Here is a 20,325-nt window from a genome sequence, read left to right as displayed (position 1 = left end):
AACATGAAAAGCACCTTCCTCTCTCGCTTTACTCCTAGTCTGATGACTCCAGAAACTTTGGAAGCAATTTTTGTCCAGCGTCATCAGTTGGCAGATTATTTAGTTGAATTGATTCGTGAAAGTGTACTAACAGCAAATAAACATTTTCGCCTGTTGCTGGGGATGCGAGGTATCGGAAAGACGCACATGATAACACTGATGTATCACCGCGTCTCTAAAATGAAAGACTTACAAGATAAGTTAGTTATCGCATGGTTGAGAGAGGAAGAGTGGGGCGTTACATCGTTTTTAGATTTGCTGTTGCGGATATTTCGAGCGCTTCAAAAAGAATATCCAGCAGAATATGATGCGAAATTAAATCAAGAAGTTGAAGCACTATATCAGTTATCGCCACAAGAAGCTGAACATCAAGCCGCAGCATTGCTCAGAGAATTTGTTGGGAAACGCACTCTACTGCTGTTGATGGAAAATCTAGATGATGTGTTTAACGGCTTAGGTGATATTGGGCAAAAGCAACTGCGGGCTTATATACAGAATTATTCATTTTTAACAATTTTGGCAACAGCACAAAGTTTGTTTGATGGAATCATCCGTAAAGATGACCCTTTTTATAACTTCTTTTATGCTCATCATTTAGAGGAGTTGACGCTAGATGAAGCTGTGGATTTGTTGAGGCATATTGCTGAATTAGAAGGGGATAAGGAACTAGAAGATTTTATTAAAACACCAACGGGACGCGATCGCATCCGCGCCATCCATCACCTCTCTGGTGGAAACCCCCGCGTCTACGTGATTTTCTCTCAGTTCCTCACGCGTAAGTTGCTAGATGAACTGGTAGAACCGTTCATGCGGATGCTGGATGATTTGACACCTTACTATCAAGCGCGGATGTCTTGGCTTTCGCAGCAGCAAAGAAAAATTATTGAATTTCTCGCAGACCGTCGCCGTGCTGTTACTGTGAAGGAGATTGCCCAACGCTGTTTTATTACTCATCAGACAGCATCAAGTCAACTTAAAGATTTGCGCGAGAAGGGCTACGTTAATTCTGAATTCATTGGGCGTGAGTCGTTTTATGAACTGCACGAACCACTGATGCGGTTTTGTTTGGAGGTGAAGAAGCAGCGAGATGAACCGATACGATTATTTATTGACTTTTTGCGAATTTGGTACACGCGCACAGAGTTGCAGCAGCGGTTGGGACACGATATTGATGAAATCAGGAAAAATGGGTGGTTTGATGATTTAGGACAACAGTTCAATGAAGCGCGAATTGATGATTTTCCTTACGAACGAAATCATTTCAAGTATCAGCAACGTCTAGAACCGCTTCCACCTGATGCTGTAGTGGAACGAGAATATGTGCTTTATGCACTTGAAGCAATGGAAGATGATGATGAAGATCCTCGGGTAGCAGCGTACTGGCAGGAATATGAGAATTGCTGTAAAAAGAAAGACTATGCTAATGCTTTGCGATATGCAGAGAAATTGGTGGAAATTCGCAGTCATGCACAAGATTGGTCAGCACAAGGACGTTGCTTAAATAACCTTGAACGCTATGAGGAAGCTTTAGCATCCTTTGACAAAGCGATTTCGCTTGACCCTAATTATGATTGGGCTTGGGCGAACCGAGGTGATGTGCTAGACAACCTTCAACGCTACGAGGAAGCTTTGCTATCCTACGACAAAGCGATTTTGCTTGACCCTAATTATGCCTGGGTTTGGTTAGTACGAGGAGCGGTACTTTGGTCCCTTAAACGCTACAAGGAAGCCTTGGTGTCCTACAAAAAAGTGATTTCGCTTGGTTTTGATGATGCTAGCATTTGGTGTTTGCAAGGCAACGTGCTCGACAAACTCCAACGCTACGAAGAAGCTTTGGTATCCTACGACAAAGCAATTGAGCTTGACTCCAATTATCAATGGGCTTGGGCTAACCGAGGTTGGCCGCTGAAAAAATTGCAACGCTACGAAGAAGCATTGGTATCCTACGACAAAGCAATTGAGCTTAACCTCAATTATGCTTGGGCTTGGGCTAAGCGAGCCGACGTGTTAGACAACCTCCAACGCTACGAGGAAGCTTTGGTATCCTACGACAAAGCAATTGAGCTTAACCCCAATTATGCTTGGGCTTGGGCGAACCGAGGCGACGTGCTCGACAAACTCCAACGCTACGAGGAAGCTTTAGTATCCTACGACAAAGCAATTGAGCTTAACCCCAATTATGCTTGGGCTTGGGCTAATCGAAGCGATTTGCTGGGTTATCTCAAACGCTACGAGGAAGCTTTAGTATCCTTTGACGAAGTGATCTCGCTTAACCCCAATTATGATTGGGCTTGGGCTAGCCGAGGTGATGTGTTAGAAAACCTCCAACGCTACGAGGAAGCTTTGGTATCCTACGACAAAGCGATTTCGCTTAACCCCAATTATGCTTGGGCTTGGGTAAAGCGAGGTGATGTGCTGGACAAGCTGCAACGCTACGAGGAAGCTTTGGTATCCTACGACAAAGCGATTTCGCTTGACCCCAATTATGCTTGGGCTTGGGTACAGCGAGGCTGGTTGCTGCATAAACTTCAACGCTACCAGGAAGCCTTAGCATCCTATGACAAAGTGATTGGGCTTAACCTCAATTTTGCTTGGGTTTGGACAAACCGAGGTTGGGCGCTAAACGAACTTCAACGTTACGAAGAAGCTTTGGCATCCTGCGATCGCGCGATCGCACTCGGCGAACAATCTTCCTATGTTTTCTTCAATCGAGCGATCGCAATTCTAGGGCTAAATCGTTGGGAGGAAGGCATCACAGCGTTAGACAATGCACTTGAGCGTATAGAGTCTACAGATGATGTGTTTGCGGAAGACATCGAGTTAATTTTACGAAATCTTTTCAACAGCACAAACGACACAGCGTTATGGAAAACCCGCATCACAACCTTGATTGAACTTTACAACAAACATCAAATCACCGCACCATTAGCACAAGGACTTGTCCGAGAAAAAACCATCAATGCATTGATGTCAGAAATCGTAAGCAACAAAGCAGCCCAAACATGGCTGGAAGTTTGGCAAGAAGTAGTAGGAAGTCGTCCTGAATTCCAAATTCCCCTCCGGCTTCTCAATGCTGCTGTCCGCTATCGGGAGACAAAAGGCGATAGACGTGTTTTGCTAGAACTGCCCATCGAAGAACGCAAGTTATTACAAGATGTGCTGAGTATTAGCGAAGCAAGGTAAAATAGCAATCCTAAATGATTAGTGAAATTCTCTGTTTTCTCTTTTCTTTTCTCTTTTCTTGGCGTTCTATGCGCTAAGGCGCACGCTACGCGCTTGGCGTCTATGTCCTATGCCCTGCGGGCACGCTGCGCTAACGGACACGCTAGCCCCGATAGGCGAAGCCGTGCCGAAGGCATAGGGGGCGCTTCGCAAACGCTAAGGCGGTTCGTCCAATAAACATTATGATTTTCCCATATTTCGCTTCATTTGTTCTAACTCATCTTCAGTTTCCCAACGGCGAAACTTTTCTTCTAAATCGTCATATCCACTAGAATAGCTGCTTGCAGCATTCCACCAGCCACTGGTTTCTAAGCGCTGCGCCTGTTGTGCTTTAGCACGTGCTGTTTGTGCTTCGGCTGCTTTGGCTTGCACTTCCTGTCGTCGTTGTTGAATTTTCCGCAATAGTTCTTTGGCTTGAGTGATGCGTTCTTTCACTCCTTGCATTTGTCCCCAAAGCTGATTTCCTTCGCGTAACAGTGCGGCTTCTCGCTGAGAGGCTGCAGCAACTAAATCTTGTCTCTTCGCAGCTTTTGCCTTTTCTACACGGATATGCCATTTTTGGATTTCTTGAGCTGTGGAAAGAATTTGCTCTTGCGATCGCTTCTCCTGAACTTGTAAATCTGCAATCAACTTCAACGTGTCTTCTTCTTGCTGGCGTAGTTGCTCCAACAGTGCTTCTAGTTCCAAATGCGGATTATTACGCAGGAATTCTTCCAAACGGTTTTCTAAAAACCGGCTAAAATCGTCAAATAAACCCACTGCTAGAACTCCACGAGGTTGATTGCTTCTTTATTGTAGTCATTCTAGAAGTGGAAAGATAGCGATTCTCAACTGTATTTAGTTACTTGAGTGCATTAACAACAGAGTTACTTGCTAGACAGATTATCAGGATCAATACCGAGAGAACGCAAATACTGCGCTAACTGTTCTGCGCGTAATCGTTCTTGCTGAACAACTTCATCTGCTGTCAAATAGCGATCGCCTTGCTGACTATACCACGCTAACTGTTCCTGCTGGATACCAGCAAATACTCCTTGGCATCGTCCTATACCCAACCCTATCTCTGACATCCAGTACGGTTCACTTATCTGCAATTTATAATCACCATCTACCAACTTATATACCTCAAACGGTTGATGTTGGTCGCGTCGCCAATATTCTGGATTGTAAATCACATAGTACAACACACCGAGTTTGTTGTATATCGCCATTTTCTCATCATATTCGCCTCCTGGAGTATGAGATACCATTTCCAATGTGAGTATTGGAACTACATCGTTTTCTTCCCAAACTGCATAACTTTTGCGAGATTTGCCACCTTTTTTCCGTTCCACTCCCAAACTCAAAAAAGCATCTGGCACTACGGGTACTCTGGGATTGACTCCGGTGGTATGATAAACTGCCATATCTACACCGAAGAACCAATCCATACGATTTGCCCAAATCGAGTTGAGTAAAAATAGTAAAACATTGGGCAAAAAATTTTGGTCTTCGTTATCCACTGGTATATCGTCACTACAAGGAAGTTCGTCGGTGGTTGGCAGGCTATTTTTGAGATTGCTTGAGAGCATAACTGTTCTCTGGCTGGCGTTCGATGACTCAATTATAGGTAATTTGGCTATGGGCAATCGCTCTTTGAAGAGAGTTACTTTCTCAAATGGCGATAGCTAGCCCCTTAGGGGGCCTGCGCTAACGCTTGCCTTACGAGCGCAAAGCGCACGCTACGCGCTTCGGCAGTGAGCCTCACTGTTACGCGGATCACAAATCGTCAAACTAAAATGTCTGCCCTGTATAAATTGAACGGACTTCACCGTTGCGACGAATAATGGCTTTGCCGTTAGCAAATTCCACTAGAGTCCAACCGCTTGAGCCGATGACTTCACCCAACTCAACGCGTTGAGTGACGCCGTTCACTTTAAATAAGGCAGCAGATTTGTTTCCTAACTCTAATAATCTTTCTAATTTGTAATTAAAAGCACTAATTTTATAAGTGGTTTCCGTAGAAGCCACTTCTTGTTCTCCAGGTGTGAGTGCTGTGACTGTAGCTTGTTTTGGTGGCGTAACGCTGTTAAGGTTTGTGTCTACGGGTGCAGGTTGAGAGGCATTTAGAAAGGTATCTTTGGACACAATTACTTCTGGTGAAGACGTGTAGCGCATGGGCTGGGGCGCTTGATACACTTTGATGTGCTGCTCAGTAACGGTTGTAGAATTGCGATCGTCAGCTGATGGACGACCTGCTGTTGTGGGTTGAGGAGTGATATAAGCAAGGACTGCTTGATGAGCTGGTGTTGCAGTGTAAACTGGTTTGGCAGATCGTTGAATATAGCTTCTTGCTTCTTGCTTATCAATAACTGCTAGCGCTCCCAGCATATAGTTTGCCAAATCTGTCTCAACTTGAGATTTTGTCAGCGATTGAGGCTTTATCTGCTTTGTTTGGGGCTGTAGCAGGCTTTGCTGGAATGATTTGGAAACGAGACGATTGACCAGTACAGAGTTTAGCACCCAAAGAATGCTAGCAGCCATTAACCCAATGCTGACTCCCATCCAAAGCACTAAACCTTTTGTGCGCTTTGATTTTTTGCGTGGTTTGTTTTTTGGTTTACTAGCAGCTGAAGTCTGGACTCCAACTTGATTCAATGGGTTGTTTCTAGCTTTAGGAACCGATGTCGGAACTTTTTGTCTAGGTTGGATCTGTGTCTCTGGGACGATAATTTGCGGTATTGTAACTGTTTGTACTTGACGAATGTCTTTTTGAGGTGGTGATGCTTGGGAAGGTAAGCTATCACAACCATCCAAAATGAGGTTGATTTCAGTGAAGAGTTCATCCATCAAGCCATCGGCGCAAGTTTCTATCGACCAGGGTTCGCTGGCGATGAATTCCTCTGATTGTTCTGGAAGAATGAGATACGTATTGGCGTTTTGTGACATGATTTTTTTAAGTGCTGACTCCTAGAAAAATAAGTTTTGTTCCCCCTGCCCGCGAATACAAACTTTAAATCCTATTTCCAATCTCTTGTGCTAAATCAACAAGTGGATTGATGATTGGTGTTAAATCATACTGCAATTTTGAAACTGTTGATAGTACCAGTTCTTAATTTAACGTCACCTATCATACTAGTACATGACGGTGAAAATAAAACGACGATTAAAAATCAGCAAAAAGCTTATATCATAAGTCTTTGGACCGCAACCTTATTGCGGGCATTTTGCTATCACGCAAGAACGACGTTAGTCCAGAGGACACGCGATCGCGCTTTAGCTCAAGGGCATGCTTTTGACGAACGTCAAGCGGTACTGGTCTGTCCAGATTTCACATATCACTATACTCGTTCTTGTTGAATTGTTTTCAAGTCAATATTGAAAATTCACTCTGTTTCTTGTTTCTACGTAATTCTAGATAAATCAATAAGGCGTTAATATCAGCTGGATTGACTCCGCCAATGCGAGCAGCTTGACCAATAGTCAATGGTTTGACTTTGCTCAGTTTTTCCCGTGCTTCTTTAGAAAGAGTATCAATCGCTTCATAGTTTAAGTTTACGGGTAACTGACGTTGTGCTTGACGGGCAATTTGGTCAATTTGATTTTGCTGTCTTTGTAAATAACCAGAATACTTGATGTCAATTTCTGCGCCTTCTTTTTCCGCACGCGCAAGGTTGGGGTTTCCTAGTCCGTATTTGTAGAGATCTACATAATGAAATCCCGGACGTCGCAACAAGTCAGCTAGGGTGATTGAACCTTTGATGGCTTGTTGAGTACCAAGGGCGATCGCCTGTCCAATTTCATCATGTTCTTTAACTCTTGTCCCGTACAATCGTTCTTTTTCGGCTGCAATCTTTTCTTGCTTGCGAGTAAAAAGTTCCCAACGTCGGTCATCAATTAAGCCGATTTCTCGTCCTAGTGGTGTCAAACGCTGGTCGGAATTATCCGAACGAAGAATTAACCTATATTCAGATCTGCTTGTGAGCATACGGTAAGGTTCCCGTAAGTCTTTTGTACAGAGGTCGTCAACCAATGTACCGATGTAACTTTGTTCACGGGCAAACACAATCATTTCCTGAGCGCGAACAAAGCGAGCAGCATTAATTCCAGCAACAAGACCTTGAGCTGCGGCTTCTTCGTATCCTGTTGTTCCGTTAATTTGTCCAGCACAAAACAGCCCTTCTATCTTTTTTGTCATCAGTGTGGGATAACACTGAGTTGCTGGCAAATAATCATACTCAACTGCATAAGCTGGGCGGAGCATAACACACTTTTCCAACCCAGGTAGACTCCGTAACATTTGTAATTGCAAATTTTCAGGTAACCCTGTCGAAAACCCTTGAATGTAGAGTTCAGGAATATCTCTTCCTTCTGGTTCAATGAAAATTTGGTGGCTTTCCTTATCGGCAAAGCGCACTATCTTATCTTCTATACTGGGACAATAACGTGGTCCTTTAGCATCAACCCACCCACCATAAACTGGCGATAGTTGCAGATTTTCCCGAATGAGGCGATGAGTTTCCGGTGTGGTGCGGGTGATATAACAAAGAAGTTGTTCCCGTTCTACCCAGACTTCTGGGTCAAAGCTAAACCAACGGACATCTTCATCCCCTGGTTGAGGTGCCATCTTACTATAATCTACAGACCGCTTATCTACCCGTGCGGGGGTTCCTGTTTTGAGTCGTCCTGTTTCAAATCCTAAGCGATTGAGAGTTTCCGTCAAACCGACAGCGGCGAATTCTCCAGCACGTCCCGCCTCCATTGACTTGTTACCAACCCAAATCCGTCCTCCCAAGAATGTCCCCGTCGTTAAGATGACTGCTTTGCACTCAAACGCCACACCAAAATATGTTTGAACGCCGATGACTTCATCGTTTGCACCCAATACCAAATCTGTAACCATTCCCTCGCGGATGGTTAAGTTGTCTTGGTTCTCGACAATCGCTTTCATGACGGCTGCGTATTCTCTTTTATCTGTTTGAGCACGCAACGCCCAAACTGCTGGTCCTCGCGAAGAGTTGAGAATGCGCTTTTGTAAATAAGTGCGATCCGCCATTTTGCCAATTTCCCCGCCGAGTGCATCCACTTCATGAGTCAACTGGGATTTTGCTGGACCACCGACTGCTGGGTTACAGGGTTGCCAAGCAATTTTATCCAAATTGAGTGTCAGCAGCAGGGTTCGACAGCCGAGGCGTGCGGTAGCAAGGGCTGCTTCACAACCAGAGTGACCTGCACCGACGACGATGATATCATAAGCGTCTTGAAATTCAACACAAGTGTGCATGGTCTTACTTTAAGCAAGCATGAATAGTCAATCTCAATATTAGCCGATACGCGGGTTCCCTTGCTGTAAACTCAAGATGAAAAGCTCAGCGAAATCACTATGTTCGCTTCATATTTTTGTGTAAGAATTCAGAAGTCAGCAATTCTTGAGTCAGTAGTCCTAATTTTTAAAAACTCTATTCTTCTTGTTATATTCATTTCATCAAATGTTTTCCTGATTCTTTAACTATTCTGACGGATGATTCTAACTTATAAATATGACTATGAGTATGGGATTCTTTTTAAAGAAAACGTTTTTCTATATTCTGATTGCTTTTCTTTCTTGTGCATTAGTTGCAAGTCAAGGAGTGAATCGCTCTCAGTTGATGGCAAATGTTCAAAACACGAAAGATTGTGTCACAACTTTTTCTTCTGAAAATAACAGAGTCTCAACTCAATTTTGTAAAAATATTTCTCAAACATCAATAGAACCTACTTCAAGCTCTCCATTCACTCCCGACCAAAGTTTAACTGAAAAAGAGCGATTTCTAGCAACCATTACACAAAAATTATCAATCATTCCCGTTCCGAATAGTTTTGAATATACACTATTGCGTGCATACGGTTCAGCATTTGTCAATCAAATACCTACAATTAAACTTCCACCAAAAGTACTATTTACAAATGACCAGGAAACAAAACAATTTCAATTGACTTTGACAATGGGTAAAGTGAATAATACAAGTAATTGTGAGTTACAAAAGTCAGCAGCAGATGCCTTCAATCAGGCACGAGCGCAAGTACAAATCCCTCTAAAATCAGGTTATGGTGCTAGTGACTGTACTCGCAGTTTTGCCACTAATTTGAGATTCTGGCAAAAATATGCAAACAATAATACTTTGGAAAAAGTGCGTCAAGGTAAGGAAACAAAAATCCTTGGTACAGTTGCACCACCAGGAGCATCACAACATCTTTGGGGACTCGCTATTGATTTAAGAGTTTCAAACGAAGCGCAGATACAAGCTCTTAATCAAAATGGTTGGTACCGGACTGTAGAGTATGATGTACTTCATTGGACTTATGTAGGTTTGCCAAAAGAAAGATTAACTGAATTTGGTTTTCAAAATAAAATTGTTGAGGGAATTAACTATTGGGTGACACCGCTTTAATCTTCAGTATTAGCCCAAACCATCTTGCTTTTCTCAAATGAACTTTTTTAGTCATACTTCAGGTCAACAAAATTATATGTTTCCAAGTTTCTTACCGACTACAGTTAGTACACTCACAGAACCAGCTTCAATTGCTCTTGTTCAAAGCATTGAGCAGATTGCAATTACCACTCCCTTGAGTAAACAACCAATCACTACAACTTATGTTCGTCAGGGGAGTGGAGGTACACCTATAGTCTTGATTCACGGTTTTGATAGTTCTGTATTGGAATTTCGTCGCTTGATTCCTTTACTTGCAGTACAAAACGAGACATTCGCAGTTGATTTGTTGGGTTTTGGGTTTACAGATAGACCAGTCGGAGTTAAGTTTAGCCCTAGTGACATTAAAAATCATCTCTACTATTTCTGGAAAATACTAATTAACAAACCTATCATTTTAGTAGGCGCTTCGATGGGGGGTGCAGCAGCAATTGATTTCACCCTTACTTACCCAGAAGTCGTCCAAAAGCTAGTATTAATTGATAGTGCTGGTTTAACAGGTGGTTCACCGTTCATCAAATTAATGTTTCCACCGTTAGATGATTGGGCAGCTCAATTTTTGCGCAATCCAAAGGTTAGGGCAAGTATTTCCCGCGCTGCTTATAAAAACAAGCAGTTAGCATCACTTGACGCCCAATTATGTGCAGCACTGCATCTAGAATGCTCTGACTGGCATAAAGCTTTGATTGCTTTTACCAAAAGTGGTGGTTACAGTCCTTTTAGATTTAAGAAACTAGCAGAAATTGTACAACCAACACTTATTTTGTGGGGTGATTCTGACAAGATTTTAGGAATTAGAGATGCCAAGAGGTTTCAGTTAGCAATTCCAAATAGTAAACTCATTTGGATTAAAGATTGTGGTCATATCCCTCATCTGGAAGAACCGCAAATAACTGCTCAGCATATTTTAGAATTTCGAGATAACGACTAGCAGCAATTGGTCTAACGCGTAGACTCCCTGTAACATAAAATGAATACTCTATACCGTTGACAAAGCGAGTTCCACGTCTAATGCCTGTCAGAGACCGTTATCACCAGAGTGTCAAAAATGCCCTTATCAAAGATGGTTGGACAATTACCGATGATCCGTTGCATCTGAAGTGGGGCAAACGGGATATGTACGTTGACTTGGGAGCAGAGAAACTGATCGCCGCCCAGAAACAAGGGCGGTATATAGCGGTTGAAATTAAAACGTTTCGCAGTGTATCGGATATGAGCGATCTCGAACAAACGCTGGGACAATATCTTGTATATCGTTCTGTGATGACTAGAACTGATCCAAATCGCTCTCTGCATCTTGCCGTTCATGATGAAGTGTATGCGGATCTGTTTGACGAACCCATTGCTAAACTTTTGGTAGAAGACTATAAAGTAGACATTGTTGTGTTCAAACCAGAACAGGAGGTTATTCTCAAATGGATACCTTGGAGCAATACAGGCAGTTGATTCGGCATATTTTAATCGAACACACAAAAATTCCCTTCAGCTACGGTGACATTCAATTTGAGACAGTCTTTGACAGTGAACAGGATCGATACCTGTTGATGATTTTGGGAAGAGAACCAGCCTATGATTTTTCTCCAACTGTCACGCGCCGGGTTCATGGTTGTCTGATTCATATTGATATTATTGATGGCAAAATCTGGATTCAGCGGGATGGTACTGAAGAGGGTGTAGCAACAGAACTAGTCAGGGCAGGTATACCTAAAGAACAGATTGTGTTAGGTTTCCGTTCTCAGGAACTGAGGCGAGATTCAGGATTTGCAGTTACATAAGTGCGGGATTTTCATTTGTACACAGTTCGTACGGAAAATGGCACTGCGGAACTCACAAATAAGTGAAGCAATGCCATAGATTTTGATTGGTACTAATTGACTGACTCTAGTCAAGCAACCACATCGCAGAAGAATTATCACCAGATTCGTCAGGCTTCTTTACAGGCTGTTTTTCTGGTAAACGGTAGGATTTTTTATAGGTTTTGACTAACTGAGTTTTTTCTTTTGGCTGTTGTAATGCGTTAATTGTTTCTGTCAGTTGTGAATTAGCTTCTGCTAGTTGTATAGCTGCCTGTTTTGCATCCTCTAGCTCTGTTTTGAGTCTTGCTGCTAGTTTTTCTTTCTCAGATAAGGATGATTGCAAATCAGCAATTTCTTGTTGAAGAGAAGCTTCTTTTTGCTGTGCTTTTTCTAAAGCTTCTTTCAATTCATGAGCAAGAGAAGCTTCTTTTTGCTGTGCTTTTTCTAAAGCTTCTTTCAACTCATGAGCAAGAGAAGCTTCTTTTTGCTGTGCTTTTTCTAAAGCTTCTTTCAATTCATGAGCAAGAGAAGCTTCTTTTTGCTGTGCTTTTTCTACAGTGTCTTTCAACTCTTTTACAGTTGCTTCTAACTCCGCTTGTGTTGAATGTGTATGCTCATAATTGGTTGACTCATCTGCTTGTGTTGATTCTTCCTCTTCTTTCTCTTTATCATTATCGGAGGACGTAGAGGAATTCTCGTCAGAAATAGCAACAACATCGATAGTCGTTTCATCTTCTGATGGTGAAAATCTTTGCACTTCTTCGTGTAATAAGTCAGAAAGACGTTTCTTAGCCATATTATCTCCAATCACGCTTTAGTTCTTCAGCTACTTGACGATAGTCTGACTGCGCCTCCTGTGCATTCTTTCCTCGCCATTGAGTAATTGGCACACCCTCAAGCGCAGCTCGTTCATGTGCTTTGTAGGCACGGATAAAAGTTTTACAAGCAGGAATTTTCATCTGCATAAGAGTGTTTTGAGCTTCTAGCGCTTCCCCTAAACTCCGCGAATCCACTTTAGTCAGCAGTATCCGATGGGGCTTCCCAACGGGAATGACGACTTGTTGAACTGTCTCAATAAGGACAGTCAAATCCATTGGTGCGCATGGTGTAGGCAAAACTAGATAATCTGCTACAGCAACAACTGCCGCCAATGCTTCAGAGCGCAGCGCCGGAGGCGTATCTACTACTACTAAATCGTAACCTGTTATTCCTCGTAAATAACTTAAAAGTTTGGGGTCAGTTGATTGTGATAAATCAAATCCCATGCTATTTTCACTCCGCCCAAACCACCAACTGGCAGAACCTTGAATATCTGCATCGATTAAAAGAACTTTTTTTTCTTGTGCAAAGGTTGCAGCCAGGTTGACTGCGGTCGTTGTTTTACCAACGCCTCCCTTACCATTGAGGATAGCGATGATTTTCGGCACTGTTTGCTTGCGACACTCTTTCAAAAGAATATAACTCCTGAAAGGGAAATCGGGAATCGGCGAATAGGAAGAATACTTTTACCGAAACCGAAGCTACAGTCATAACTTTACAAAAGCGCTATGGTTTGGATGCTGATGGTGTGGCTGGTGAAGGAACTTGGGAGATTCTTCTGAGACGGTGAGAAAGGTGAACAATTCACGCATTCAAATCATAGAGGAAGATACTGAACCTGTCCTTCCAATTTTCCGTCCAGACTACATTCCACGATGATGAAAATATCCTCCTGGCATTGGCAGTCCCTGTGTAACTCGTTCATAAGCATAGCGTGTAATCGTAGCGACATCATGGGTGAGCAACACTCGGTTTTCTTGAGCTGCCCATGCCAGTATAATTGGCTCATCCTCACCCGATAAACCAACATCTTGGACTCGCACAATATCAATATTCAGGTTACGTCGCACTAAGCCTCTCACGATAGTATTGTCGAAGTTTTCGTCGGCAAGCAGCTTCAGCATGCTTCCTGCTCAGCCTTACGAGCAAGCAATCTGTCACGTAACCCTTGCGGGTCAAACCTTTGCTGGTTCATCCTGCGAACTTCTTGCGTTTGCTGCTGTCGCTGCTTTAGGTATATCTCAACTTCTTGCTGATGATTAAGGTAAAAGGCAATTGTGGCGTATACATCAGCCAGCTTCAGCGATGGATAACGCTAAACAATTTCTTCTGCTGTTGCTCCTTGTTTGAAAACAGCAACGACCGTATCCAGTGTTACGCGAGTTTTGCCCACCCGAACGACACCATCAACGTTAGTTTTTAATGGCGCAGGCTCAGGCTTAATTGACAGTGCCATAAGCGATACTAAAATTTCTACTCTGATTGTAGCAAACGTCTGTCTGCTTCAGGGTTGTTGTTATGCCGCAACCCTAATTGCCTTTAGGAAAACTGTTACCATTCAAGGTGCAGAATGTGAGATCATACCTGTGTTGTTGAGACACCTCAAAAAGCGAGACAATTATGGCAATCTATCTGGATTCAGCAATTGTATCTGAAGCTGAAATTGCCAGTCAAATGGGCTGGGTAAAAGGTATCACGACGAATCCAACGCTTTTAGCAAAAAGCGATTATCCACCGGAAACTACACTGAAAAAATTGACGCAGTTGACTTCAGGACCTGTATTTTATCAGCTCATGTCATCTGATTTTGAAGGAATGCTGGCGGAAGGAAGAAAAGCTTTTGAGATTATTGGCAAACAAACGATTTTGAAAATTCCAGCCACACCAGTTGGGTTTGCAGCCGTGGCGAGTCTCTCGCCAGAGATAACTTGTTCGGTGACAGCAATTTACAGTGCAGCACAGGCTGCAGTGGCACGGGAGGCGGGTGCTAAGATGGCGATCGCCTATGTCAATCGTGCTACCCGTTTGTTAGGCGATGGAATTGCCTTGGTACGAGATATGGCTAGTGTACTAACTGGCAGCAATACTGAAATCTTAGCAGCTAGTATTAAGTCACCACAAGAAGCCGCAGCATCACTACAAGCTGGTGCTCATCATCTGACTTTACCTTTGTCAATGTTACAGGCTATGACGACTCATGAATTTTCAGACAAAACAGTAGAAGAGTTTGCCAAAAACGGCATTGGTTTAAAAGAGTCACAATAGAATCGATCAGCACATCTGCTACAAGTATTTATGAGAGCAACTAACAATCTGCCTGATGGACCGAAAATGTCGAGTTTCCTGCGGCGGATGAAATTTATTTTTCAGCCGTTGGAATATGTGGAAGATTTTGCCAAAGTTTACGGTGATAACTTCACTATTTGGAGTCGTAACGATTCTCCTATTATCTACTTCAGTCATCCTCAAGCACTGCAACAAATTTTTAATGCGGATTCCAGTCACTTATATGCTGGAAGTGGAAACCGAGGTTTACAATTTTTGCTAGGTTCTAACTCTTTGATTCTACTGGACTCTGATCGCCACCAACGCCAACGTCAACTCTTAACCCCTCCTTTTCATGGCGATCGGATGCGGACTTACGGTGAGATTATCCGCGAAATCACGCAGCAAGTGAGTAACGGCTGGAAGAAGGGTAAGCCGTTTAATATCCGTGCGTCGATGCAAGAAATTACCTTGCGTGTCATTTTGCGTGTGGTGTTTGGTTTAGATGAAGGGCCTCATTTGGAAAAAATTCGACAATTGTTGAGTTCACTGCTGGACTCTATCGGTTCTCCCCTGTTGTCTGCTGGCTTATTTTTCCGGTTTCTACAAAAAGATTTTGGTGCGTGGAGTCCTTGGGGGCGAGTGCTACGCCTGCGACAACAAATTGATGAAATGATTTATGCGCTTATTCGGGAACGTCGCGTCCAATCTCCTCAAAATCGGCAAGATATCCTCAGTTTGATGATGTCTGCACGTGATGAAGATGGTCAACCGATGACTGATGAAGAGTTACGCGATGAATTGATGACTCTGATGGTAGCGGGACATGAAACGACTGCTTCAGCATTGACTTGGGCGTTTTACTGGATTGACTATTTACCAGAGGTACGCGACAAGTTGCTGAGGGAACTGGACACGCTTGGTGACAACCCAGATCCAAGTACTGTTGCCAAATTACCTTACTTAAATGCGTTGTGCCAAGAAACTCTGCGGATATATCCGATTGCGATGAATGCTTTTCCTCGGGTTGTGCGATTACCAATCGAAATTCAAGGTTACACACTCCCAGAAGGAACAATCATTATCCCCAATATCTACTTAGCGCACCACAGAGAAGAAACTTATCCACAATCAAAGCAGTTTAAACCAGAACGTTTTTTGGAAAGACAATTTTCTCCTTATGAGTATTTGCCCTTTGGTGGCGGAAATCGTCGTTGTATTGGGTTGGCATTTGCCCAGTATGAAATGAAACTCGTATTGGCGACAATTTTATCGCGCTTTCAAGTCTCTCTGGTTAATAGGCGTCCCGTCCGTCCTGTGCGTCGTGGTTTGACTGTAGCAACACCCGCAGGAATGCAGATGGTTGCAATGCCTTTGGAAAAACGTGTCAATACTCCAGTCCTTGTTTAGGTAATCAGGGTGGGCGATGCCCACCAATATTTTCGCACCAATCTTCGCAATTTGCTAAAAATGACCTTTGCTACACCTAGCACTAACGCTTATATAGAGTTACTCAAAACTTTTCCTCCTCGTCCAATTACTTCAGAAGAAGAATTGACGGCTACGCAGAAAGTCATAGATTTACTTATCGATAAAGGTGAATTAACACCAGATGAACAAGACTATCTCAATGTCTTAGGTACTCTCGTTTACGAGTACGAAGAAAAACATAAACCTATACCTGATATTCATGGCATAGAACTGCTCAAAGCCTTGATAGCTGAACTAGGTTTGCGGCAAAAAGATTTAATTCCTATCTTTAAAACTGAATCTATAGTATCTGAAGTTTTAAGTGGTCAACGCAATTTGACCGTGAACCACATTCGTCAACTGGCAGAGTTTTTTCACATTTCACCAGCTGCTTTTTTTGAGGCATAATGAGAGAAAAATTTTTAAAAACCATTATCGCTGCATTACAACCAAAAGATTTTGTTTTAGCTTTCTGGCAAGGTGGTTCTGCAGCACACGGGTATACAGATGAATGGTCTGACATCGATATTGAAGTGATTGTTGAAGATGATTACGTTCAACAAACTTTTGATATTGTTGAAGCAGCATTGCAAACAATTTCTGAAATTAACTTTAAGTATAGAGTTCCTGAACCTACATGGCATGGTCACTCACAATGCTTCTATCAACTTGTGGGAGTGAGTCCTTTTTTGGCGATTGACTTTGCTGTTATGAAGCGTAGTAGTCGTAACGATTTTTTAGATGTGGAACGACACGGACAAGCAGTCATTGCTTTCGATAAGGCTAATCTTATTGTTCCAACACATTTGAATCTGGAGTTTAGACTAAAAGCGATATGAGAGAAGGCAAATCAAATAGAATTACAGATTAAAAATATTCTCAAGTCAGCCTCAAAGCATCTGCGACTTTTGATAATTATGTAGTGGATATGTGTGAAGATAATATTACAATAATGAGAATCATGAAAAAGGTGGGAGAGAAACGAGCGTTGCTCGTTTCTCTCCCACCCCCATTATTCTATTATCATTATCACTGGACTGGAAACTAAATGAGGAATGACCAAAAAAAGGGAGTGTGATTGAACACAGCCCCCTTTTGGCAGAAGCTGAGAAAAGAATTACCATTACTTACTCACCTGCCAATATGAAACGTGCCAGACTTGAAGAGTTTCGTCAAGTAGCTTACAGATATTTAGGTAGAGCCAAAGACGCGACTTTTGAATTAACAGATGCCATATTGCTGACCCGCAATGTTTATTCCTTGGCAGACTTATCTTTATCACCAGTATTTAGACGCAAGTGGTCAAGTATTTATGAAGCCCTGCAAGATAGTAGACCGCAGCGACAGAAATTGATGCAGTTATATATCAAACAGATAGCAACGGGGGAGCGACCTCTATTGGCAGGCGACCATACTAACTGGTCACGCCCAGATGCAGTTAAACTACAGGAAAGAACTTATGAACATAGTGGCACATCCATAGCAGGAAATAAACCAATTACTATTGGTCAGGGATATAGCACAATTGCCTGGATACCAGAAACTTCAGGAAGTTGGGCATTACCATTAAGACATGAACGGATTACAAGTAGGGAAAGTCCAATCTCAAAAGCAATTTGGCAACTAAAACAGGTGTGTAAATATCTACCTGTTAGACCGATTTCAGTTTGGGATAGTGAATATGGTTGTGCGCCTTTTGTGTTAAAAACTGCCAATATTCCAGCAGATATTCTAGTTCGGTTGCGTTCAAATTTATGTTTATGGGGTGAACAGTCACGCTTATTCTGGGAAGGGGCGACCCAAAAAGCATGGTGATAAATTTAAACTTAATGAACCAACAACATGGAGTCAAGCAACATCTGTATTGGAAGTAAATGACTCAAAATTAGGACTTGTGCGTGTTAGCTTGTGGAAAAACTTACACTTTCGTAAAGCTGCTACACGCCCAATGTTACTCATGAGGGTTGAACGTCAGGGCGAGCAAAGCAACACGAAAGTATCCAAACCTTTGTGGTTAGCTTGGGTAGGAGAAGAAATACCATCGCTAGAGGAAGTTTGGTGTCTTTACTTGCGTCGCTTTACAATTGATCATTGGTATCGCTTTTTAAAGCAACGTTTACATTGGACTGTACCCAAGTTAAGTACTCCCAAGCAATGTGAGCGGTGGAGTGACTTGATGCCTCTAATGACTTGGGAATTGTGGTTAGCTCGTGCGATAGTACATGACAATCCTCTACCTTGGCAGAAGTCTGTTGACAAATTGACCCCTGGAAGAGTTGCTCAAGCTATGGGTGGAGTTTTCGCGGCGATTGGTACTCCTACCTGTGCTCCCAAACTTCGCGGAAAGTCTCCTGGTTGGGAACCAGGAAAAAAGCGTCACCGTAAAAACCGATGCCCAATTGTCAAAAAAACAGTAACGCCACCACCTAAAGAACCATCAGTTGCTGTTTAATACTCAAGATTATCGATAATTTCACTACGTCTTTTCTTAACTCAGCCCTGCTGGGTCATTTTACATGGCTTAGTCTAAACTCCAGTTGAATCGCCAAGAGCATTTTTCAAAAATGAAAGCAAGGTTTGAGCAGTTAAAAACGATGTTTGATTTTTTGCAAATATTCGTCAAAAAAGAAATCAATCGTGGACATTTGGCGCAAGCTATTGTCAACTATCAATCCTATACGCTGCGACATTTAGTTGAACTTCTGGGAATGATATATCGACCTTACCGATATGATTTTAGTATGAAGTATTTTAACCGAGATTTCCCACCTGAGATTGTAGCGCGTGTAGAACCCCTTTTTTGTGTAACGGATTTAGCTGATTTGGCAAAGAAACAGCAACTTGCAGAGGAAATGTTTGCTGAAACTTTGCCGCAAGTAGAAGCAATACTTCAGTAGATTATCTGGAAATCTAGTTAGGGTATCAAATAGTTGATGAAATTCTGCTATACAATCAAGTAAAAAATATTATTTTACTCCACTCAAGTGTTATAAAATACTTTTATCACAATACAGTTCAGTTAAGGATTGTTTTTGGAGATTTCATACGTGTAGAGAGGTTGCATGCAACCTCTCTATAACGGTTATCATTCTTGCAAATTATCTGATCAGCAAGCGTATTAACTTTTATCAAATCTTTGATTTTTCAAATTTAAACCTTCTTAACTTAGCACTACTAGGTGATTTTTTCATATTTTCATCTAAACACCAGTTAAGTCCAGAATGACCTATAGATACCAAGTAGGTGGGAGTCTCAACGTTGATACACCTACCTATGTAGAAAGACAAGCAGATTTACAACTTTATCAAGCTCTGAAACAGGGTGATTTTTGTTACATTTTCAACTCCCGCCAAATGGGGAAATCTTCACTTTTAGTGAGAACTAAGCACCGTCTCCAACAAGAAGGGTTTAAATGTGCTGCTGTCGATTTGAGCGTTATTGGTAGTGAAAATATCACCGTACAGCAGTGGTATAAGGGGATAGTTGGCGATTTATGGTTGGGTTTTCAACTTGTAGAAAGTCTCAAGCTAAAAGCTTGGTGGCGCGAGCAAGAAGATTTTTCTTTACTCACAAGACTGAAGGCTTTTCTAGAGGAATTACTCTTTGTTCAATTTGCCAAAGAAAGACTGGTCATTTTTGTTGATGAAGTTGATAGTATTCTCGGTTTAGATTTTTCAGTTGATGATTTTTTTGCTTTGATTCGATTTTGCTATAACCAAAGAGCTATAAACCCTGAATATCAGCGTCTGTCATTTGCTATTTTTGGTGTAGCCACTCCCAGTGATTTAATTCAAGATAAAACGAGGACTCCTTTTAATATCGGTAAAGCTATTGAATTAGAAGGTTTGAAGTTTGCAGAGGCGGGTTCTTTAATCAAGGGATTAGAAAAAATAGTCCAACAACCAGAAAGGGTTATCAAAGAGATATTGAATTGGACGGGAGGACAGCCTTTTCTGACGCAAAAAGTATGTCAATTAATTGTGCAATCCAGTCAAGCTAAAACTGATGAAGAGAAGAGAAATCTTCCCCTTGTCGAAAAGGTTTTGGTAGAAAATATTGTTAAAAAGTATATAATTAACCGTTGGGAATCCCAAGATGAGCCAGAGCATTTAAGAACGATTCGCGATAGCTTCGCTGCTGCGCTGCGCGCAGATCGCATCGAACGCAACGAGCAACTAGCAGCAAGAATGCTGGGAATCTATCAGCAAATTTTGCAACCCCCCCAACCCCCCCTTAGCAAGGGGGGGCAAGGGGGGGTACCAACC

At 42.3% G+C, this 20,325-nt stretch carries 22 protein-coding genes and 1 pseudogene; 15 read left to right on the top strand and 8 right to left on the bottom strand.

What is annotated here, in order from left to right:
- Positions 1-3 precede the first annotated feature (3 nt).
- The gene (locus tag DP117_RS06790) at positions 4-3,222 is read left to right on the top strand and encodes a tetratricopeptide repeat protein (protein WP_169217562.1); all 3,219 of its coding nucleotides are present in this window, start codon (positions 4-6) and stop codon (positions 3,220-3,222) included.
- A gap of 219 nt (positions 3,223-3,441) precedes the next feature.
- Here DP117_RS06790 and DP117_RS06785 read toward each other — a convergent pair whose 3' ends face one another.
- The 4 genes from DP117_RS06785 to mnmG all read right to left on the bottom strand — a co-directional run bounded on the left by DP117_RS06785 (position 3,442) and on the right by mnmG (position 8,524).
- Positions 3,442-4,020 carry a TIGR04376 family protein gene (locus DP117_RS06785; RefSeq protein WP_169217561.1) on the bottom strand — a complete coding sequence of 193 codons (579 nt, stop codon included), beginning with the start codon at positions 4,018-4,020 and terminating at the stop codon, positions 3,442-3,444.
- A 107-nt stretch (positions 4,021-4,127) separates the two neighbouring features.
- Positions 4,128-4,832, bottom strand: a complete 705-nt coding sequence (locus DP117_RS06780) for a Uma2 family endonuclease (RefSeq protein WP_169217560.1) — start codon at positions 4,830-4,832, stop codon at positions 4,128-4,130.
- A gap of 202 nt (positions 4,833-5,034) precedes the next feature.
- The gene (locus DP117_RS06775) at positions 5,035-6,189 is read right to left on the bottom strand and encodes a hypothetical protein (RefSeq protein WP_169217559.1); all 1,155 of its coding nucleotides are present in this window, start codon (positions 6,187-6,189) and stop codon (positions 5,035-5,037) included.
- Positions 6,190-6,607: 418 nt separating this feature from the next.
- A complete protein-coding gene (gene mnmG / locus DP117_RS06770) occupies positions 6,608-8,524 on the bottom strand; it encodes a tRNA uridine-5-carboxymethylaminomethyl(34) synthesis enzyme MnmG (RefSeq protein WP_169217558.1) in 1,917 nt (638 codons plus the stop codon).
- Between the two features lie 268 nt (positions 8,525-8,792).
- On the opposite strand from mnmG, the gene DP117_RS06765 reads away from it, so the two are divergent.
- From DP117_RS06765 to DP117_RS06750, 4 genes are all read left to right on the top strand, one after another.
- Positions 8,793-9,671: a D-alanyl-D-alanine carboxypeptidase family protein gene (locus DP117_RS06765; RefSeq protein WP_169217557.1), complete on the top strand. Its 879-nt coding sequence runs from the start codon at positions 8,793-8,795 to the stop codon at positions 9,669-9,671.
- Positions 9,672-9,747: 76 nt separating this feature from the next.
- Positions 9,748-10,641: an alpha/beta hydrolase gene (locus DP117_RS06760; protein ID WP_169217556.1), complete on the top strand. Its 894-nt coding sequence runs from the start codon at positions 9,748-9,750 to the stop codon at positions 10,639-10,641.
- An 80-nt stretch (positions 10,642-10,721) separates the two neighbouring features.
- Positions 10,722-11,156 carry an element excision factor XisH family protein gene (locus DP117_RS06755; protein WP_169217555.1) on the top strand — a complete coding sequence of 145 codons (435 nt, stop codon included), beginning with the start codon at positions 10,722-10,724 and terminating at the stop codon, positions 11,154-11,156.
- On the top strand, positions 11,126-11,485 hold the full coding sequence (locus DP117_RS06750) for a XisI protein (protein WP_169217554.1): 360 nt from the start codon (positions 11,126-11,128) through the stop codon (positions 11,483-11,485). Before DP117_RS06755 ends, DP117_RS06750 begins: the two co-directional genes overlap by 31 nt.
- Positions 11,486-11,591: 106 nt before the next feature.
- Here the strand turns inward: DP117_RS06750 and DP117_RS06745 are convergent, their stop codons facing one another.
- Complete coding sequence (locus tag DP117_RS06745) at positions 11,592-12,302, bottom strand: hypothetical protein (protein ID WP_169217553.1); 711 nt, start codon at positions 12,300-12,302, stop codon at positions 11,592-11,594.
- Position 12,303: 1 nt separating this feature from the next.
- The gene (locus tag DP117_RS06740; protein ID WP_169217603.1) at positions 12,304-12,933 is read right to left on the bottom strand and encodes a ParA family protein; all 630 of its coding nucleotides are present in this window, start codon (positions 12,931-12,933) and stop codon (positions 12,304-12,306) included.
- Between the two features lie 86 nt (positions 12,934-13,019).
- On the opposite strand from DP117_RS06740, the pseudogene DP117_RS06735 reads away from it, so the two are divergent.
- Positions 13,020-13,115 (top strand): annotated as a pseudogene (locus DP117_RS06735) (peptidoglycan-binding domain-containing protein); the annotation flags it as partial.
- 73 nt (positions 13,116-13,188) lie between these two features.
- Here the strand turns inward: DP117_RS06735 and DP117_RS06730 are convergent.
- On the bottom strand, positions 13,189-13,449 hold the full coding sequence (locus DP117_RS06730; RefSeq protein WP_248277560.1) for a DUF5615 family PIN-like protein: 261 nt from the start codon (positions 13,447-13,449) through the stop codon (positions 13,189-13,191).
- On the opposite strand from DP117_RS06730, the gene DP117_RS36025 reads away from it, so the two are divergent.
- Positions 13,448-13,588 carry a hypothetical protein gene (locus tag DP117_RS36025; protein WP_248277559.1) on the top strand — a complete coding sequence of 47 codons (141 nt, stop codon included), beginning with the start codon at positions 13,448-13,450 and terminating at the stop codon, positions 13,586-13,588. The two genes, DP117_RS06730 and DP117_RS36025, sit on opposite strands and share 2 nt — an antisense overlap.
- A gap of 52 nt (positions 13,589-13,640) precedes the next feature.
- On the opposite strand, the gene DP117_RS36020 is transcribed toward DP117_RS36025, so the two are convergent.
- Complete coding sequence (locus DP117_RS36020) at positions 13,641-13,781, bottom strand: hypothetical protein (RefSeq protein WP_248277558.1); 141 nt, start codon at positions 13,779-13,781, stop codon at positions 13,641-13,643.
- A gap of 164 nt (positions 13,782-13,945) precedes the next feature.
- Here DP117_RS36020 and DP117_RS06720 point away from each other — a divergent pair, with 164 nt between their 5' ends.
- The 8 genes from DP117_RS06720 to DP117_RS06690 form a co-directional block, all read left to right on the top strand.
- Positions 13,946-14,590 carry a transaldolase family protein gene (locus DP117_RS06720; protein WP_169217552.1) on the top strand — a complete coding sequence of 215 codons (645 nt, stop codon included), beginning with the start codon at positions 13,946-13,948 and terminating at the stop codon, positions 14,588-14,590.
- A gap of 30 nt (positions 14,591-14,620) precedes the next feature.
- A complete protein-coding gene (locus DP117_RS06715; RefSeq protein WP_169217551.1) occupies positions 14,621-16,000 on the top strand; it encodes a cytochrome P450 in 1,380 nt (459 codons plus the stop codon).
- Positions 16,001-16,060: 60 nt separating this feature from the next.
- The gene (locus DP117_RS06710; RefSeq protein WP_169217550.1) at positions 16,061-16,468 is read left to right on the top strand and encodes a transcriptional regulator; all 408 of its coding nucleotides are present in this window, start codon (positions 16,061-16,063) and stop codon (positions 16,466-16,468) included.
- Complete coding sequence (locus DP117_RS06705; RefSeq protein WP_248277557.1) at positions 16,468-16,899, top strand: nucleotidyltransferase domain-containing protein; 432 nt, start codon at positions 16,468-16,470, stop codon at positions 16,897-16,899. The genes DP117_RS06710 and DP117_RS06705 overlap by 1 nt, the downstream gene beginning before the upstream one ends.
- A 235-nt stretch (positions 16,900-17,134) precedes the next feature.
- A complete protein-coding gene (locus DP117_RS36015) occupies positions 17,135-17,875 on the top strand; it encodes a transposase (RefSeq protein WP_348982991.1) in 741 nt (246 codons plus the stop codon).
- Entirely contained in the window at positions 17,826-18,512 is a 687-nt protein-coding gene (locus DP117_RS36010) for a hypothetical protein (RefSeq protein WP_248277556.1), read from the top strand. The genes DP117_RS36015 and DP117_RS36010 overlap by 50 nt, the downstream gene beginning before the upstream one ends.
- 112 nt (positions 18,513-18,624) lie before the next feature.
- Complete coding sequence (locus tag DP117_RS06695) at positions 18,625-18,957, top strand: hypothetical protein (protein WP_169217549.1); 333 nt, start codon at positions 18,625-18,627, stop codon at positions 18,955-18,957.
- Between the two features lie 324 nt (positions 18,958-19,281).
- Positions 19,282-20,325, top strand: a 1,044-nt coding sequence (locus tag DP117_RS06690) for an AAA-like domain-containing protein (protein ID WP_211175955.1), incomplete at its 3' end; no start/stop codon positions are given.

This window comes from Brasilonema sp. UFV-L1, assembly GCF_012912105.1.
Taxonomy (GTDB): domain Bacteria; phylum Cyanobacteriota; class Cyanobacteriia; order Cyanobacteriales; family Nostocaceae; genus Brasilonema.
Note: the sequence above shows the minus strand (reverse complement) of the source record. Positions and strands in the feature narration are given on the sequence as shown.